Below are 17,085 nucleotides of genomic sequence, written 5' to 3' on the forward strand. Positions count from 1 at the left end.
GAAGGCTGCCGCGCCGAAGCCACCTGGCGAAGGCGGGCTGTTGGCCGCAAGCTACCGCCGTCCCGGCAACGCCAGCACCGCCGCAAGCATCGCCGGCGAATTCAGCACCGCGAAGGTCTCGCGCCGGCTGAGATAGCCTGCCGCCTCATCGATATCATCGGAATCCTCGATCTTGGCGCGCGCGATGGCGAGGTGCGGATCGATGTCGCCGCGCTTTCGCCGCGGCTCGGCTTGAACATTGCTCAGATGCGCCTCGCGCAAACCGGCGTCGCGGTGCAGTTCGCGCAGCGGACAGCCAACGGGCGGATGCGGCGCTTCGGCCAGTTCGTTCGCCTTTGTCAGGACCTGCGGCGGCGAGGTCTGCTCGGGGGTCCTGAACAGCGCAAAGCCCCGTTTTGAGCGAGCCGATGACGACAGCATGGTGATCGGAATCGCCAGCAACAGGCCGAGAATCACCGGCAGCATCCACAGCAGCAACGGCAGCGACACCGCGTAGGCGCTGACCGCCATGACGATCCCGAACAACGTCGGCACCGAATAGGTGCGGACGATGTCGCGATACGAGACGCCACCGTCGTCGCGTCGCTGAACCTGCCATCCGGCGTCGCGCCCGAGCAGGACTTCGGCAACGGCGGACGACTGGAAGATCATCATGACCGGCGCGGTGAGACCCGAGAGAACCGTCTCGGCGACGATGCCCGCCAGCACACGAAATCCTCCTCCGAATTTCCTGCGGGCGTCGCGATCGGTGAGCAGCACGACGAAGGCGAGCAGTTTTGGCGCGATCAGCATTCCCATCGTGCCGACGAACACCCAGGCCGCGAGGACCGGATCCTGCGCCGGCCATTGCGGAAACAGCGAAAACCCCTTTGGAAAGTATTCGGGCCGGACAAATTGCGCCTGCAGCGAGACCAGGATGCCGAACACCAGAAACATCAGCCACAGCGGCGCGGTGAGATACGAACCGATTCCGGTCAGCAAGTGCAGCCGCGACACCCAGTGAAAGCCGCGGGTCGGAAGCAGGGCCAGATGCTGCAGATTGCCCTGGCACCAGCGCCGGTCGCGTGCGGCGAAATCCGAAAGCGTGGGCGGGGATTCCTCGTAGCTGCCGCCGAGCCCCGGCGCCATGTGGATGGCCCAGCCGCCGCGACGCATCAGCGCCGCCTCGATGAAGTCGTGGCTCAGGATATGCCCGCCGAACGGCTTGCGCCCGCCGAGTTCGGGCAGCCCGGCATGTTGAGCAAAGGCGCGGACTCGAATGATGGCGTTGTGTCCCCAGTAGTTTCCCTCTGCGCCGTGCCACCATGCGATCCCCGCCGCCAGCATCGGGCCGTATAATCGCCCGGCGAATTGTTGACATCGCGCGAACAGGGTCCTGGCATTGACGATGATCGGCAGCGTCTGGATCAGGGCGACCCTGGGATGCGCGTCCATCGCGGCCGCAAGGCGAACGATGGTGTCGCCGGTCATGAGGCTGTCGGCATCCAGGATCAGCATGCACTCGTAATCGGCGCCGAACCGCCGCACCCATTCCTCGATATTGCCGGACTTGCGCGCGGTATTTTCCGGGCGATGGCGATAGAATATCGGAGCTCCGCCGACCTCCTGCCGAAGCTGCAAGAAGCACATCTCCTCGGCGATCCAGATCGCGGGGTCGGTGGTGTCGCTGAGGATGAACCAGTCGAAATGCGGGCCGTTGCCGGTGTCCTCGACCGACTCATGGATCGCGCGAAGTCTCGCAAGCACGCGATAGGGGTCCTCGTTGTAGGTGGGCAGCAACATCGCGGTGCGGCTCCGCAGCGTGGGCAACGGCGTGCCGGGATCGATTCCCAGTTCGTCTTTCTTCCGCAGCAACAGCACGAAGAAGCCGGCCAGGGCCGACATGAAGGAAAAGGCAATCCAGGCGAACAACAGCACGAACAGCGCAAGGATCACCGACTCCAGAATCGTGACGCCTCCGACCTGGAGAACCCGGTACATCACGTAGCAACCTGCCGCGGTCATGATCGCGGTGCCGGTAAGGATGACGGCGCGCCGGGTCCACATCGGCGCAAAACGCGGGGCAGGCGGCGGCTCAAACCGCCGTAACGGCTGGACCGCCATCTCCATCGGCGCTTCCTCGGGAAGGAATTTGCCTGATGGACCGGCGCCGGTTGCCGGCGATCGGATTTTCGTCAGGGTGTCCATCGGTAGACCCAGACTTCCGACACGGCGTCGTTGTTGTGCATGAGCGATGCGCGAAGTTCGACCGGGAGTTTTTCCTTGACCAGTTCGAAGCTTAACCGCCAGCCTCCGGTGGCCGGATTCGGCTGGGTGACGATGTTCTGGACCTTGCCCTTGTCGGCCGTCACCAGGCCTCGCAGGGCTTTCGGATCGAGGGATTTCAGTTTGTCGCCGACGACGTCGAGCACGAAGATCGTGGCGTTGTCGCCGCGTGCACCGACGCCGGTGCGGGAAAATCGCGCAAGCCCGCTCGGCTTCGGCGTATCCGGCCCCCAGTGCAGGCGATAGGTGTACGTGTGCTCGCTCTTGGCCGCCAGGGGAGCCTTGGGGTGCCAAAAGCCGGCAATGTTGTCGTGGACTTCTTCGGTTGTGGGAATCTCGAGCAGTTTCAGGGAGCCTTCGCCCCAGTCGCCGATCGGCTCCACCCACAGGCTCGGCCGGCGTTCGAAATTGGATTCAAGGTCCTGATAGGCCTGGAAATCCCTTTGCCGCTGCATCAGGCCGAAGCCGCGCGGGTTGAGATCGGAAAACGAGGAGATCTGAAGATCGCGCGGATTGTGCAGGGGTCGCCAGAGTTCTTCGCCCCGGCCGTTAGCGATGGCAAGGCCGTCCGAATCATGGACGGACGGACGGAAGTCGTCGACGTCCTTGCGGTCGTTCGGTCCGAAGAAGAACATGCTCGTCAATGGCGCGAGGCCGGCGTGGTCCAGATTCACGCGCGGATAGAGCGCCATCTCGACGTCGAACACGGTGACGTCGCCGGGTCGGATGGTAAATCGATAGGCCGCCGCCGCGCTCTCACTGTCCAGCAGCGCGTGCACGACAATGGAACTGGCGCCTGGGGCCGGTTTCTCGATCCAGAACGTCTTGAAGTACGGAAACTCCTCGCCCTTTGCTTGGCCGGTATTGATCGACAGGCCGCGCGCGGAAAGGCCGTATAATTGCCCCTTGGCTACGGCGCGAAAATAGCTTGCGCCGAGAAAGACGCAGACCTCGTCGTAATAATCCGACCTGTTGATCGGCGCATGAAGCCGGAAGCCGGCAAAGCCGAGATCGACCCCAGCGGCAGGCGGCGCCAGATCGCCGAACGAGAACAGATCCGGCTGATAGGCGATCCTCGAGGCCTGGCCGTTCTTTACCTCGAAGATGTCGATCTTGTTCTGATAAAAGAATCCCCGATGAAAGAACTGCGCCTCGAACGGCAGTTTCTCGCCGCGCCAGAGCGCGCGCTCGGGCAGGAAGCGGATAGTGCGATAGCGATCGTAGTCGATGTTCTTGAGGTTGTCGGGAAGCTTGTCGCTGGCGGCCTTGTAGGGCTTGGCGGCGAGATCCCGCGCCATCTGCCGGATCACGGATCGGTCGAACGGCGCCGGCTGCGCATGCGCACGCGAGACAAGCCCGGGTGCCGCGACCGATAGCAACGGCAACGCTGAAGCGGCGAGGAAGTCTCTGCGGTTCACGAAACAAATTCCGCGGTTGCTGGAATGGGACCTCTCAGCAACGCCGCGCGAAACCGCGAGTTCCTTGCCCCGGAACCGTTTTTAGCCCTGTCGCCCGAGCGTACGGCTTATCCGCGTGACCACGGCATCCCATTGCCGCTTTTCCGTTGCGGGATAGTTGATCAGCACGCAGTTCATGCTGCCTCTTGCGCGGTTGCAGCGGTTGTACCAGATGCGGCCGTTACGAATGCTGGACACGACAAAGAAGTTCGGCGTGACGCGCTGGTACAGGATGCCCGGCGGCGGGCTCTGCCGGGCCAGAAACGTGGCCGGAGAAGCATTGTCGGGATTGGGAACGGACTGCACCGTCAGGTCCGCGCGGTTGTCGTCGGTGAAAAAGCGCCGTCCTGTCCCGCCTTCCGGCGGCCCGGCATCCTTGTTGAAGAGCGTGACCGGCATCTCAACGCTGGTCCCGGTGCTCGGGATCACGTATCGGCGCCACTCCATCTCGCCACCGAGGGCGTGCTCGGGAACGAGGGCAGAAGTTAATGAAAGCACGAGGGCGGCGGACAGGCGCGCGCGCATGGACCGGTCTCCGGTTGCAATCGAAAAGCAATCGGATCGATCGATGTTCGTTCCAGCCGCGACCGAGATTTCCCTTGAACCGCCGGCGACCCTAGCGCGCAGTCTCGCCGGCGATGTGCTTGCCAGCGATATAGCCGAACGTCAGCGCCGGCCCCAGCGTGATGCCGGCGCCGGGATAATTGCCGCCCATGATGCTCGCCATGTCGTTGCCGGCGGCATAGAGACCTTCGATCGGCCGGCCATGCTGGTCCAGCGCGCGGGCGTGGGCGTCGGTCTTGATGCCCGCGTAGGTGCCGAGATCGCCGATCACCATCTTGATCGCATAGAACGGCCCGTCCTTGATCGGAGCGATGCAGGGGTTGGGGCCGTGCAACCCATCGCCCTGGTAGCGGTTATAGGCGCGCGATCCCTTGCCGAAAGCGGGATCGCGGCCCTCCGCGGCGGAGGCGTTGAATTCGGCGATCGTCGCCGCCAGCCCCCCTGGATCGATGCCGGCGCAGTCGGCGAGTTCGGCCAGCGTCGTTCCGCGCTTGAGATAGCCGGTGGCGAGATGATGCCGCAGCGGCATCGGGAACGGTGGCACGCATCCGAGCCCGTATTTGCGCAGCGCCCGGTGATCGCAGACGAGATATGCCGTGATCTCCTCGCCGGGCCTCGCCGCCTTCATCATCTCCTGCACGAAATCGTGATAGGAATTGCCCTCGTTGGCAAAGCGCCTGCCGTCGCGCATGACCGCGATCACGCCGGGCTTGGCGCGGTCGATGAAATGCGGCATCACGCCCTTGCTGCCGTCCTTTCGCTCGGTGATCGAGACCGGCACCCAGGCCGCCGCGTTCGGCAGGCTGTCCTCGATCCGTCCGCCGGCGGCCTCCGCCAGCCGCAATCCGTCGCCGGTGTTGCCGACCGGGCCCGGGGAGACATGCGCGGTGCCGTCGCCGGCGTGCGGGAACATCGCCCTGCGCCTCTTGACATCATGCGGGAAGCCGCCGCAGGCGAGTACCACGCCGCGCCTGGCATTCACCCGTACGGGCTTGCCGTCGCGTTCGACGATCGCGCCGCGGACCGCGCCGTCCTCCACGATCAGTTCGCGCACCGGCGATGACAGCCACAGCGGAATCTTCAGGTCGAACGCCGACTTGGCGAGCCGCCCGGCCAGCGCATTGCCGTTGGTCAGCGTCATGCCGCGGCCGTGCCGCATCACGTCGATCGCGTGCCGCGACAGGCGCTTGGCGACATAGAACGCCGAGGCCAGCGACTTGGTCGCGCGCATGAAATGGATGATCTCCTTGCCGGAGCCCAGCATCATGCCGAACACGGTGAGTTCGGGCAGCGGGCTGCCGATATCCCTGATGTGAGCTCCGAGTTCGTGCGCGTCGAACGGCCGCGTCACCATCGAGCGCCCGCCCTGCGCGCCGCCGGGGGCTTCGGCGTGATAGTCCGGAAAGGTCAGCGGCATGTCGAACCGCAGCGCGGTCTTGGTGGTGAAGAAATCGACGGCTTTGGGGCCCTCGGAAAGAAACGCATCGACGCGCGCGGCGTCGTAACTGTTGCCGGCCTCGTGACGCAGATAGATCCGGGCCTGGTCGGGGCTTTCCTCGATTCCCCACGCCTTCGCCAGCGATGTGCCGGGGATCCACAGCCAGCCGCCGGAGCGGGCGGTGGTGCCGCCAAAGCGCGGCTCCTTCTCCAGGATCAGAACGGTGAGCCCGTGATGCCCGGCGGTAACCGCCGCCGCCATGCCGGCGCAGCCGGAGCCGACCACAACCACGTCGTATTCATGAGTCTCCTGTTCACCGGCTTTTTTGATTTCTTGTTGGTTGCCCGCCACGCGCTCCGCCCCGTTTCGTCAATTGCTGGGCGGGCATTTGGGTTGGGAACGATGGCCCTGTCAATTGCGCGGCGACCGCGTCACCACGGGAAACGAGGACGTGGCTTCTTGTTCTCCGGCTTCAAATGAGCATCTGGCGCCGACACCGGCCTTTTCCCTGATCTCCGCGGGATCGAGCGTGCAGTTCAGCCGGGCGAGGCTCTCGAGCATGGCGCCGGCAGCGCCATCGGAGGGGACGCCGGCGAGCACTTGCGTTGCAAAGATTTCGTTGGCCTGGCGTCCGGCCACGGTGTGCTTGATATGTCCGAAGGTCAGGTCGCAGGAGCGCGACGTGATATCGACATGGCTGATCCGGCAGACGATCTTGTCCGCGGTCACCGAGATTTTCTTCGGATAGGCGGTGTCGGCGTTGCCGGCGAAGAACGACACAACGGCTTTCTTCTCGGCGGTCGACAGCAGCGGAGAGTGCGAGGCCACCACCCCGGCCAGCGCCAGCGCCGCCGGTCCGTCGGCGGTGATCGGAGCTGCCTGGGCTGCGGTTGAACCGGCTGCAACCAGTAAAGAGGCGAGGACCGTCAGCTTGGCTGATTTCATTGTCGTCTCCTCCGCGTTCGCGATGGCGAGTCGGTAGCATGGGCGGCCGGCGGCGAACGTGAGCTAGTTCATACTTGCCCGCGAGAACACGGGGGCGCTTGTCGCCGCGCCGCCGGTCCTGCCACGCAGGGCGGCCCCGCGCTTATGCGCTTGCGCCGCCGCGGCATCGGCGGCACATTCGGTGCGCGACATCGCGATCGGCAAAGACCGGTGCAAGAGGAACTTCCATGGCGGCCACGCGGATCGACTGCGACATCCATCCAGCGGTAGGCGGAACCCGCACCACGCTGCTGCCCTACCTCGACGACCACTGGAAAGAGCAGGTGGTCAGCCGCGCCATCGACGGCCTCGATCTCAATTCCTATCCGCCCAACATGCCGTTCTCGGGCCGCGCCGACTGGCGGCCGGCGAGCGGCAAGCCGGGCGGCGAACTCGCGATGGTGCAGCGCGGCGCGTTCGACCAGCTCGGCTCCAGCCACGCCATCTGCAACGTGGTCTACGGCGCGCAGGCGGTGTTCGATCCCTATATGGCGGCCGGCTTCTGCAAGGCGATCAACGACTGGATCGCGGCGGAATGGCTATCCAGGGATTCAAGGCTGAGCGCGTCGATCGTGGTGCCGCTGCAGGCGCCGGATCTGGCGGTGGAGGAGATCGAGCGGCGCGCGGCCGACAACCGCTTCGTCTCCGTGCTGGTGCTGGCGCAGGGCGACAGCCTGCTCGGAAAACGACAGTTCTGGCCGGTTTACAAGGCTGCGGAGAAACACAAACTGCCGATCGCGATCCATGCCGGCAGCGCCTATCGCGGCGCGCCGAGTTCGATCGGCTGGCCGTCCTATCGCTATGAATACTATCTCGCCGAGGCGCAGGCGTTCCAGGCCCAGCTACTGAGCCTGGTCTATGAGGGTGTGTTCGGCAAATTTCCTGAACTGAAGGTCGTGCTGATGGAATCCGGTGTGAGCTGGCTGCCGGCTTTCATGTGGCGGGCCAACAAGACCTGGCGCGGCGTCCGCGTCGAGGTGCCCTGGGTCGAGCGCGAACCGGCCGCGATCATCCGCGACCACGTCCGCGTCACCATGCAGCCGTTCGACGGCCCGCCGGACGCCGCCGGCGTCGCCGACATCATCGAGCAGGTCGGCTCCGACAAGATGTTCCTGTTTGCGTCCGACTACCCGCACTGGCAGTTCGAGGGTGACGATCCGATGCCGCCGTATTTGCCGGCAAGCATCGTTTCGCGCATGTGCGTCGACAATCCGCTTGAAACATTTCCGCGCCTGAAGCTTGCGGCGTGAAGCCGAGCAAGCAAGGAGGATCGCATGAGTGATGTCATCGACCGCCCCGTCCTCGAAGAAGAGGCCGCCGCCAAAAGCCGGCTGCGCATCATCGACTGCGACGTGCATCCGAGCATCCACGCGCAATCCGATATCGAACAATTCATGTCGAAGCGCTGGCGGGAACATCTGCGGACTTACGGCAGCCATCTGCGCACGCCCTATATCGGCACCACGCCCTATCCGCGCTCGTCGCCGCTGATCGCGCGCCGCGACGCTTGGCCGCCGACCGGCGGGCCGCCCGGTTCCGATCTCGATTTCATGCGCAAGCAGCATCTCGATCCGCTCGAGGTCGAGTACGGCATCCTCCAGGTGCTCGACCTCTTCATCTTCTCGCAGCAGAATCTCGAATTCGGCGCCGCGATCCAGCGCGCCATCAACGACTGGCAGCTCGCGTTCTGGTCCGACCGCGAGCCGCGGCTGAAGGCCTCGATCCTGGCCGGGCAGGACGACACGGAGCTTGCGATCGCCGAGATCGAGCGCTGCGCCAGGATCGGCCGCTACGTCCAGATCAACGTCTGCCCGCGCGCCAACGAGCCGCTCGGGCGTCGTCGCTACTGGCCGATCTACGCGCGCGCGGAGGAGCTTGGCCTGCCGCTCGGCATTCACGTCGGCGGCTATGGCGGGCATGCGCCGACCGGCGGCGGCTGGCCATCTTTCTACGTCGAGGAGCACCAGTCGAACGCCCATACCATGGCGGCGCAGCTCACCAGCCTGGTGCTTGAGGGCATTCCGGAACGCTTCCCGAAACTCAAGATCGTCTTCATCGAGGGCGGCTTCGGCTGGATTCCTTCGGCGACCTGGCGGATGGACCGGCATTTCGAGGCCTTCCGCAGCGAGGTGCCGCACCTCAAGCGTCGTCCGTCGGAATATGTCAAGGAGCATTTCTGGTTCACGACGCAGCCGATCGACGAGCCCGACGAGGGCAGGCATCTGCGCTCGCTGATCGACTGGGTCGGCGCCGATCGGCTGTTGTTCTCGTCGGATTATCCGCATTGGGATTTCGACGATCCGCGCTACGCCTTCAAGACGCCGCTGACGGAAGCCGAGCGTCGCAAGATCTTCAACGGCAACGCCCGCGCGCTCTACAAGCTCTGAGTCAGGGATCGCATGGCCCGGCACATCGTCGCGCGCACCACCGATATCCCGCCCGGCGGCAACAAGGTCGTCGGCGTCGATGGCCGCGACATCGTCGTGTTCCATGTCAATGGCGAGTTCTTTGCGTTGCTCAACCGCTGCCCGCACGAGGGCGCGCCGCTGGCGAAGGCAGCCTGCGTCGCGCACCTCACCTCGCCGGAGCCGGGCGTCTATCGGCGCTCGCGCGTCGGCGAGCTGCTGCGCTGCCCCTGGCACGGCTGGGAATTCGACATGCGCAACGGGCAATCGTATTTTGACCCGAAGCGGGTTAAGATCCGCTCTTTTCCGGTTGCGGTGGAGAGCGGCGAGGAACTGCAGAAAGGGCCTTACGTCGCCGAAACCTTTCCCGTGCATGTCGAGGACAGTTACGTCATCATCGAAACCTGAGGCGCCGCCGCCGCCGGTCACGGCCGCCAAAATTTTCCCTTCACCGTTATCTTACCAAGGAGCCATGCCATGACGCACGCCATTCGCTTTCACAAGACCGGGGGTCCGGAAGTTCTGGTCTGGGAGGAAGTCGCGGTCGGCAAGCCCGGTGCGGGCGAGGCGCGCATCCGCCACACCGCGGTCGGGCTGAACTTCGTTGATATCTACAACCGCTCCGGCGTCTATCCCGCGCAGTTGCCGAGCGGGCTCGGCGGCGAGGCGGCCGGCGTGGTCGAGGAAGTCGGTTCCGGCGTTAGCGACCTCAAGCCCGGCGATCGCGTCGCCTATGGCAACGCGCCGATCGGGGCCTATGCCGAAGCGCGGCTGATCCCGGCCGATCGCCTGCTCAAGCTGCCCGACGGCATCGACGACAAGACTGCCGCCGCCATGATGCTGAAGGGTCTGACCACGCAATACCTGATCCGCCAGACCTATCGGGTCAAGGCGGGCGACACCATCCTGCTGCACGCCGCCGCCGGCGGCGTCGGCCTGATCCTCAGCCAGTGGGCCAGCCATCTCGGCGCCACCGTCATCGGCACCGTCGGCAGCGACGAAAAGGCCAAACTCGCCAAGGCGCATGGCTGCGCCCACACGATTGTTTACACGCGCGAGGATTTCGTCAAACGCGTCGACGAGATCACCGGCGGCAAGAAAGTTCCCGTGGTCTATGATTCCGTCGGCAAGGACACGTTCCTCAAATCGCTGGATTGTCTCGCGCCGCTTGGCGTCGCCGCGCTGTTCGGGCAATCCTCCGGCGGCGTCGAACCGCTCAATCTCGGCCTGTTGGCGCAGAAGGGATCGCTCTACGTCACCCGCCCGACCCTGAACACCTATGCGGCGAAGCGCGAGAACCTCGTCGCCATGGCCAAGGAACTGTTCGACGTGGTGAAGTCAGGCGCGGTCAAGATCGAGGTGCACCAGACCTATCCGCTGAAGGACGCAGCGAAGGCCCACACCGATCTCGCCGCGCGCAAGACCACGGGATCGACCGTGCTGACGGTCTGACGGCGGGGAGCCGGGCGCACTTAAACATCCGGCCGGCGCGTGTTACAATGCGTCGGCCGTTTTCATCACAGGTGCGTAGCCGATGTCCAAGCAAGCGATGCGCGAGGAGGCCGAGCGCCTGATCCGCGAGACCATGGCAAAGAAGGCCCTTGTGGTGAAGCAGGGCAACACGCGGATCGAGACCACCTGCGGCAAATGCGGTGCGCCCAACCGCCTGCAGGCGGAGAAGGGTGCTGCGCGCGTCAAGTTCGCCTGCAAGCAGTGCGGCCACAAGCAGGAAACGCTTTAGCCGTTCGTATCGCCAGAGCCCGGCCATGACGGCGGGCCAGACCGGCGACAGTACCGGCGAGAACTAACCTTCCTTCACAAACCTCGCGAACGCCTCCGCATAGTCGGGATGCCAGCGCGACAGCGCGGGGCGGTTCTCGACGATGTCGCCGATCGCCCACAGCATCCGCCGCTGATCGAGCGCCCGCGGCACGTCGTTGTCCGGGCACAGGATGTAGAAATCGCCGGCGTCGAGACGTTCGATCATGAAGTCGATCGTCTGCTCCGGCGTCCAGGCGCCCGGCGGCTTCTCGGTGCGGCCGCGTGCGGTAAGGCCGGTAAAGACGTGACCGGGGATCATCAGATGCGCGCTGATGCGGCAGCCCGGCAGGTTTCGCAACTCGTGCTGCAGCGCCTCGGTGAGCGCTTTCACGCCGGCCTTGGAAACGTTGTAGGCTGGATTGCCGGGCGGGGTGGTGATGCCCTGCTTGGAGCCGGTGTTGATGATCAGGCCGGGCCGGCCGCGCTCGGCCATGTGAGGCGCAAACGCCTGGGTGCCGTGGATCACGCCGAACAGATTGACCGCGAGAATCCGCTGCCAGTTCTCCAGCGGGCCAAAGCTGTTGCTGTCGGGGCCGATCCCGGCATTGTTCATCAGGATGTCGGTCCCGCCGAACCGCTGCTGCACCGACGCCTCCAGCTTGGCGACGTCGTCGAACCGGCTGACGTCGATGGCCGCGGTCATGATATCGGCGGCGCCGCCCTGCGCGGCGGTTGCCAGCCGTTCGGCGGCGGCGGCAAGCCGCTCGGCGCCGAGATCGGCGATGCATACCCGCATCCCGAGGCTCGCAAAGCGCATCGCGGCCGCGAGGCCAATGCCCGACGCGCCTCCGGTGATGACGGCAACATGGTTCGGCGACATTGCGGGGTGGGGCATGCAGGCTTCCTCGACGGTTCGGGGCGCGGCTTCGGGTGTCCCAATTATCGCACAGTTTCAGCTCGGCATCAGCCTCCGCCCGAGCGGTCGACCGGTGGTCGTTTTTGCATGGAAGATGTGCGTGAGCCCCGCCGGCCGATGCGAGGCTTCCACAAGCAAACCCGAGCGGCTAGATAGCGCTGTCACCACAGGGGTTCCGCAGACATGAACTACCCATCGCTGTTTTCGCCGCTCAAGGTCGGTCCCTATCAGCTCAAGCACCGCGTCGTGCTGGCGCCGTTGACGCGGATGCGGGCGGCCAAGCCCTCGCTGGCGCCGCGGCCCCTGAACGCGGAGTATTACGCCCAGCGCGCCACGCCGGGCGGCCTGTTGATCGCCGAAGCCTCCCCGGTGACGGCGACGGGTTTCGGCAGCCCCGGGGTGCCCGGCATCTACACCGAGCAGCAGGTTGCGGGCTGGCGCGAGGTGGTCGACGCCGTTCACGCCAAGGGCGGCGTGATCTTCCTGCAGCTCTGGCATGTCGGGCGCGTCTCGCATTCCTCGTTCCAGCCCGGCGGCGTGCTGCCGGTCGCGCCGTCGGCGGTGCCGATCGCCGACCTCAAGACCGGCACCGCCGACGGCAAGGCGGTGGCCTACGAGACTCCGCGCGCGCTTGAGACCGCGGAAATCCCCGGCGTGATCGACGCCTATCGCCAGGCGGCGAAGAACGCGCTCAAGGCCGGCTTCGACGGCGTCGAGGTTCACGGCGCCAACGGCTATCTGATCGAGCAATTCATGCAGTCGCACACCAATCGGCGCACCGACCAGTATGGCGGCTCGATTCCGAACCGCGTCCGCTTCCTCCTTGAAGTGACCAAGGCCGTGGTCGAGGTCTGGGGCGCGAACCGCGTCGGCGTGCGGCTTTCGCCCTATGGCGTCGCCAATGGCAGCGGCGAGCCGGACCCGATGCCGCTCTACAGCTACGCGGTCGAACAGCTCAATCCGCTTGGCCTGGCCTATCTGCATTTCATCGAGCCGCGCTCGTCGGGCGCCGGCCGCGCCGAGGTCAACCACCAGAACGTGCCGTCGGCCATGGTGCTGTTCCGCCCGATCTGGAAGGGCGTGCTGATATCAGCCGGCGGCTTTACCGGCGACGCCGCGGAGGCGGCGATCCGGGATGGCCATGCCGATGCGATCGCCTTCGGCCGCATCTTCATTTCCAATCCCGACCTGCCGCGCCGCCTGCAACGAGGTTTTCCGCTGACGCCCTACAACCGCGCCACGTTCTATGGGGGCGACGTCGCCGGCTACACCGATTATCCCGAGCACAACGAGCTCGCGCAGGCGTGACTCTTTCCGTCATTCCGGGATGGTGCGTTAGCACCAGACCTCAGATGCGCAATTGCGCATCGGGGAATCTCGAGATTCTCAGGTGCGCAATTGCGCACCATAGTTCGATGCTTCGCATCGCCCCGGAATGACGGAGTATTGGTCGCACGGCTCGGTGCGATGACGAGACGTGAGTACGGAGTCTCAAGCATGTTCCCTGAGCCGGAAGCGAAGAAGAAAACGACCAAAGCCGTCGCACCCGGCAAGCCCGCGTCAGGCCAATGCCTGTGCGGCAAGGTCGCCTTCGAGATCGACGTGCCGGCGCGCTGGGCCTGGCACGACCATTCGCAGGCCAGCCGCCGCGCGCATGGCGCAGCCTATGCCACCTATGTCGGAAGCTGGCGCAAACGCTTCCGCATCACCAAGGGCGAGAACGACCTCACGCGCTACGAGGACAAGGCGACGGGAACGACGCGAAGCTTCTGCTCGGGCTGCGGCACGCCGATCGCCTACGCGCGCGCCCGCTCGCCGCACATGGTCAACATTCCCCGGGCGCTGTTCTCGGGCCGTACCGGGCGACAGCCGCTCTATCACATCGCGATCGAGGAGCTGCAGGAATGGGCCTATACCGGCCAACCGCTGGTGCCGCTGAAGGGCTTTCCCGGCGTGGTCTGGCAGCGCTCGAAAAAGAAGAAGCGCGCCGGCGACGATCCCTCTGCCCTGGGCCGCGCAGGGCAGCCATGACCTCGCTCCATTGCGCGCGTCATTGAAGTTTGGTCATCTGCCTCCTCCCGCGGGCCAATGAACCGGCGGGCAGGAGGGTACATGAAAAACAAGATCACCGGGCGCTCCGCATTCCTTGCACTGCTGAAAGACGAGGGCGTCACGCATCTGTTCGGCAATCCCGGCACCACCGAACTGCCGGTCATGCACGCCCTGAAGGACCATCCTGACCTCACCTATGTGATGGCGATGCAGGAAAGCCTCGTGGTCGCCATGGCCGACGGCTTCAGCCGCGCCTCGGGCAAACTCGTCGCCTGCAACGTCCATGTCGCGCCCGGCCTCGGCAACGCGATGGGCTCGCTCTACAACGCCAGCTTCACCGGCACGCCGCTGATCCTGACCGCGGGCCAGCAGGAGCAGGGTCACGGCCTGATGGAGCCGGTGCTGTACGGCCCGCTGGTGCAGATGGCCGAGCCGCTGGTGAAATGGGCGGTCGAGGTGACGCGGCTGGAGGATCTGCCGCGGATCGTGCGCCGCGCCGCCAAGATCGCGACCACGCCGCCGACCGGGCCGGTGTTCATCTCGCTGCCGGGCGACATCCTCAATGCCGAGGCCGGCATCGACCTCGGCCGCTCGACCCGGGTCGATACCCGCGTCAAGCCGTCGGAGGAATCGCTGCAGGCGCTGGCCGCGCGGATTCTGAAAGCGGATAAGCCCGTGATCATCGTCGGCGACGAGATCGTCAAGAGCGACGCGCTGCAGGAGGCGGCTGCGCTTGCGGAAACGCTGGGCTGCCCGGCCTATCAATCCTCGACGCCGTATGGCGCCCACTTCCTGTCCGAGAGCCCGTGTTTCATGGGCGCTCTCGCACGGGTCCAGAAGCTCGCCCGCGAAGCGCTGGCGCCCTACGACCTCATCATCGCGCTCGGCGGCGATCCCTTGCGGATGTCGGTCTACAGCGAGATCGATCCGTTGCCCGACGGCCTCGCCATCGTGCAGGTCGGCCTGGTCGATTGGGACATCGCCAAGAACTACGGCGCCGAGATCGCGCTCAAAGCCGACGTCAAGGAAACGCTCCGCGTACTGATCCCGGCGTTGAAGGCCTCAGGCGGCGGCGCGTTGCAGGCGCGCGCCAAGCAGGGCGTAGCGGTGCTGGCGTCGAAGAACTGGACGGCGAAGCGCAAGCCACTGGTTGAACAGATATCGAAAGCCGCCAACACCTCGCCGATCGATCCGGACTGGCTGGCGCTGCAGGTGGTCGAGGCGATGCCAGAGAACGCGATCTTGGTCGATGAGGGACTGACCTCGTCGCGGCAGATGATCGCGTTGCGGCCGCACCGCGACCGCTACGGCTATCACGCGCTGGCCTCGGGCGGCATCGGCTGGGGCCTGCCGGCGTCCGTCGGCGTCAGCCTCGCCAACCCGGATCGCCCGGTGGTGTGCTATTCCGGCGACGGCAGCTCGATGTACTCGATCCAGTCGCTGTGGACGGCGGCGAACCACAAGCTGCCGCTGACCTTCGTCATCGTCAACAATGGCGGCTACCGCATCATCAAGCAGCGGCTGCTCGCTTTCCACGGCGATGACAATTATGTCGGCATGGATTTCATCGATCCGCCGGTGGACTTTACGGGGGTGGCGAAGTCGCTGGGGCTGGAGGCGATCAGGGTCACCGACCCAGCCCAGTTGAAGTCGGTGCTGTCGTCGGCCTTCAGGCGCGCCGGCGCCAAGCTGATCGAGGTGGTGGTGAGCAATTCGGTGAATTGATCTTTCCGTCATTCCGGGATGGTGCGCCAGCACCAGACCCGGAATCTCGAGATTCCGGGTTCGATGCTTCGCATCGCCCCGGAATGACAGGGGCAACTACTCCGCCGCCTTCGCCACCGCATGCGGCCGATACCGGCTCGCCGGATGCGTTTCGCCCAACCGCGCCCGCCCGGCGCCGAACAGCTTCTCCCGCAGCGTGCCCGGCGCGTAGTCGCGCTTGTAGCGGCCGCGCCGGACAAGTTCCGGCACCAGCATGTCGGCGATATCCTCGAAATCGCCAGGCGAGGTGGCGAACGCGACATTGAGCCCGTCGACGTCGGTCTGCTCGAACCAGGCCTCGATGTCGTCGGCGACCTTTTCGGGGGTGCCGACCACGACCGGTCCGGCGCCGCCGATGCCGACATGCTCGACGACCTCGCGCACGGTCCAGACCCGGTCCGGGTCGGCGCGGGTGACGTTGTCGAGCGCGGTGCGCCCGGCGTCGTTCTGGACGTGGCGCACCTCCTGGTCGAGGTCGTAGGTTGAAAAGTCCACGCCGGTCCATCCCGACATCAGCGCCAGCGCGCCCTCCGGGTTGATGTGGCGGCGATAGTCGGCGTACTTGGCTTGAGCTTCCGCCTCGGTGCGTCCGAGAATGATGGTCATCATGCTGAACATCAGGATTTCAGCGGGGTTGCGGCCGTTTTCGCCTGCGAGCGCGCGGATCGCGGCCACCCGCGGCCCGATGATCTTGGCCGACGGGCCCGACATGAACACGCATTCGGCGTGCTGCGCGGCGAACTGCCGGCCGCGCGGCGAGGTGCCGGCCTGGTACAGCACCGGCGTCCGCTGCGGCGACGGCTCGCTGAGGTGGATGGCGTTGAGCCGGTAGTTGGTCCCCTGGTGCTGGATGCGATGCACCTTGGAGGGATCGGCGAAGATCCCGCGCGCGCGGTCGCGCAGCACGGCGGCGTCCTCCCAGCTTCCCTCCCAGAGGCTGTAGACCAGCTCCATATATTCGTCGGCGATGTCGTAGCGGTCGTCATGCGCGGTCTGCTTGTCCTTGCCGGCGCCGCGCGCGGCGCTGTCGAGATAGCCGGTCACCACGTTCCAGCCGACGCGGCCTTCGGTGAGGTGATCGAGCGTCGACATTCGCCGGGCGAACGGGTAGGGCGGCTCGAACGAAAGATTGCTGGTGACACCAAAGCCGAGATTCTGTGTGACCGCCGCCATCGCCGGGATCAGCATCAAGGGCTCGTTGGAGGGCGTCTGCGCGGCGTTGCGCAGCGCCGCGTCCGGGCTGCCGCCGTATACGTCATAGACGCCGAGCACGTCGGCGAGAAACAGCCCGTCGAACCGGCCGCGCTCCAGCGTCTTCGCCAGATCGATCCAGTAGGGCAGGCGGTAATAGTTCAGGGTGCGGTCGCGCGGATGGGTCCACAGCCCGGGCGACTGATGCGCCACGCAGTTCATGGCGAAGGCGTTGAGCCGGATCTGCTTTGGCATGACGTGAAAGGCCCTGGATGCGCGTTGCATTGG

15 protein-coding genes are annotated in these 17,085 nt (G+C 65.6%); 8 read left to right on the plus strand and 7 right to left on the minus strand.

The annotated features are described in order from the left end of the window. Positions 1–51: 51 nt before the first annotated feature. From mdoH to Q0D31_RS15610, 5 genes are all read right to left on the minus strand, one after another. Positions 52–2,187 carry a glucans biosynthesis glucosyltransferase MdoH gene (gene mdoH, locus Q0D31_RS15590; protein ID WP_291852653.1) on the minus strand — a complete coding sequence of 712 codons (2,136 nt, stop codon included), beginning with the start codon at positions 2,185–2,187 and terminating at the stop codon, positions 52–54. After that, positions 2,175–3,683: a glucan biosynthesis protein G gene (locus Q0D31_RS15595; RefSeq protein ID WP_291852657.1), complete on the minus strand. Its 1,509-nt coding sequence runs from the start codon at positions 3,681–3,683 to the stop codon at positions 2,175–2,177. The genes mdoH and Q0D31_RS15595 overlap by 13 nt, the downstream gene beginning before the upstream one ends. 81 nt (positions 3,684–3,764) lie before the next feature. Continuing rightward, positions 3,765–4,247 (minus strand): hypothetical protein, encoded by a 483-nt coding sequence (locus tag Q0D31_RS15600; protein ID WP_291852660.1) that lies wholly within the window; start codon positions 4,245–4,247, stop codon positions 3,765–3,767. Positions 4,248–4,338: 91 nt separating this feature from the next. Next, entirely contained in the window at positions 4,339–6,054 is a 1,716-nt protein-coding gene (locus Q0D31_RS15605; RefSeq protein ID WP_291852850.1) for an FAD-dependent oxidoreductase, read from the minus strand. 81 nt (positions 6,055–6,135) lie between these two features. Continuing rightward, complete coding sequence (locus Q0D31_RS15610; RefSeq protein WP_291852663.1) at positions 6,136–6,669, minus strand: hypothetical protein; 534 nt, start codon at positions 6,667–6,669, stop codon at positions 6,136–6,138. A gap of 227 nt (positions 6,670–6,896) precedes the next feature. Between Q0D31_RS15610 and Q0D31_RS15615 the strand changes: the two genes are divergently transcribed. From Q0D31_RS15615 to Q0D31_RS15635, 5 genes are all read left to right on the plus strand, one after another. After that, positions 6,897–7,958, plus strand: a complete 1,062-nt coding sequence (locus Q0D31_RS15615; protein WP_291852667.1) for an amidohydrolase family protein — start codon at positions 6,897–6,899, stop codon at positions 7,956–7,958. Between the two features lie 24 nt (positions 7,959–7,982). Continuing rightward, positions 7,983–9,095 (plus strand): amidohydrolase family protein, encoded by a 1,113-nt coding sequence (locus Q0D31_RS15620; protein WP_291852670.1) that lies wholly within the window; start codon positions 7,983–7,985, stop codon positions 9,093–9,095. Between the two features lie 12 nt (positions 9,096–9,107). Further along, the gene (locus tag Q0D31_RS15625; RefSeq protein WP_291852673.1) at positions 9,108–9,521 is read left to right on the plus strand and encodes a Rieske (2Fe-2S) protein; all 414 of its coding nucleotides are present in this window, start codon (positions 9,108–9,110) and stop codon (positions 9,519–9,521) included. 69 nt (positions 9,522–9,590) lie between these two features. Beyond that, on the plus strand, positions 9,591–10,565 hold the full coding sequence (locus Q0D31_RS15630) for a quinone oxidoreductase (RefSeq protein ID WP_291852676.1): 975 nt from the start codon (positions 9,591–9,593) through the stop codon (positions 10,563–10,565). A gap of 82 nt (positions 10,566–10,647) precedes the next feature. After that, entirely contained in the window at positions 10,648–10,854 is a 207-nt protein-coding gene (locus Q0D31_RS15635; protein WP_291852679.1) for a hypothetical protein, read from the plus strand. A gap of 63 nt (positions 10,855–10,917) precedes the next feature. Here the strand turns inward: Q0D31_RS15635 and Q0D31_RS15640 are convergent, their stop codons facing one another. Then, on the minus strand, positions 10,918–11,769 hold the full coding sequence (locus tag Q0D31_RS15640; protein ID WP_291852682.1) for an SDR family NAD(P)-dependent oxidoreductase: 852 nt from the start codon (positions 11,767–11,769) through the stop codon (positions 10,918–10,920). A gap of 204 nt (positions 11,770–11,973) precedes the next feature. Between Q0D31_RS15640 and Q0D31_RS15645 the strand changes: the two genes are divergently transcribed. From Q0D31_RS15645 to Q0D31_RS15655, 3 genes are all read left to right on the plus strand, one after another. Then, entirely contained in the window at positions 11,974–13,098 is a 1,125-nt protein-coding gene (locus tag Q0D31_RS15645; protein ID WP_291852685.1) for an alkene reductase, read from the plus strand. Positions 13,099–13,287: 189 nt separating this feature from the next. Beyond that, complete coding sequence (locus Q0D31_RS15650) at positions 13,288–13,821, plus strand: GFA family protein (RefSeq protein ID WP_291852689.1); 534 nt, start codon at positions 13,288–13,290, stop codon at positions 13,819–13,821. An 81-nt stretch (positions 13,822–13,902) separates the two neighbouring features. Then, positions 13,903–15,567 (plus strand): thiamine pyrophosphate-binding protein, encoded by a 1,665-nt coding sequence (locus Q0D31_RS15655; RefSeq protein WP_291852692.1) that lies wholly within the window; start codon positions 13,903–13,905, stop codon positions 15,565–15,567. A gap of 96 nt (positions 15,568–15,663) precedes the next feature. On the opposite strand, the gene Q0D31_RS15660 is transcribed toward Q0D31_RS15655, so the two are convergent. Beyond that, positions 15,664–17,052: an LLM class flavin-dependent oxidoreductase gene (locus tag Q0D31_RS15660; RefSeq protein WP_291852694.1), complete on the minus strand. Its 1,389-nt coding sequence runs from the start codon at positions 17,050–17,052 to the stop codon at positions 15,664–15,666. Positions 17,053–17,085: the final 33 nt, after the last annotated feature.

It is taken from the genome of Bradyrhizobium sp. (genome assembly GCF_022844465.1).
GTDB lineage: Bacteria > Pseudomonadota > Alphaproteobacteria > Rhizobiales > Xanthobacteraceae > Bradyrhizobium.

Bases quoted from the DNA above. Each gene is read 5' to 3' on its own strand.
- Q0D31_RS15640 (WP_291852682.1), bottom strand. From the start codon at position 11,769: ATGCCCCACCCCGCAATGTCGCCGAACCATGTTGCCGTCATCACCGGA.
- Q0D31_RS15630 (WP_291852676.1), top strand. From the start codon at position 9,591: ATGACGCACGCCATTCGCTTTCACAAGACCGGGGGTCCGGAAGTTCTG.
- Q0D31_RS15600 (WP_291852660.1), bottom strand. From the start codon at position 4,247: ATGCGCGCGCGCCTGTCCGCCGCCCTCGTGCTTTCATTAACTTCTGCC.
- Q0D31_RS15625 (WP_291852673.1), top strand. From the start codon at position 9,108: ATGGCCCGGCACATCGTCGCGCGCACCACCGATATCCCGCCCGGCGGC.
- Q0D31_RS15655 (WP_291852692.1), top strand. From the start codon at position 13,903: ATGAAAAACAAGATCACCGGGCGCTCCGCATTCCTTGCACTGCTGAAA.
- Q0D31_RS15635 (WP_291852679.1), top strand. From the start codon at position 10,648: ATGTCCAAGCAAGCGATGCGCGAGGAGGCCGAGCGCCTGATCCGCGAG.
- mdoH (WP_291852653.1), bottom strand. From the start codon at position 2,187: ATGGACACCCTGACGAAAATCCGATCGCCGGCAACCGGCGCCGGTCCA.
- Q0D31_RS15645 (WP_291852685.1), top strand. From the start codon at position 11,974: ATGAACTACCCATCGCTGTTTTCGCCGCTCAAGGTCGGTCCCTATCAG.
- Q0D31_RS15620 (WP_291852670.1), top strand. From the start codon at position 7,983: ATGAGTGATGTCATCGACCGCCCCGTCCTCGAAGAAGAGGCCGCCGCC.
- Q0D31_RS15610 (WP_291852663.1), bottom strand. From the start codon at position 6,669: ATGAAATCAGCCAAGCTGACGGTCCTCGCCTCTTTACTGGTTGCAGCC.
- Q0D31_RS15615 (WP_291852667.1), top strand. From the start codon at position 6,897: ATGGCGGCCACGCGGATCGACTGCGACATCCATCCAGCGGTAGGCGGA.
- Q0D31_RS15660 (WP_291852694.1), bottom strand. From the start codon at position 17,052: ATGCCAAAGCAGATCCGGCTCAACGCCTTCGCCATGAACTGCGTGGCG.
- Q0D31_RS15650 (WP_291852689.1), top strand. From the start codon at position 13,288: ATGTTCCCTGAGCCGGAAGCGAAGAAGAAAACGACCAAAGCCGTCGCA.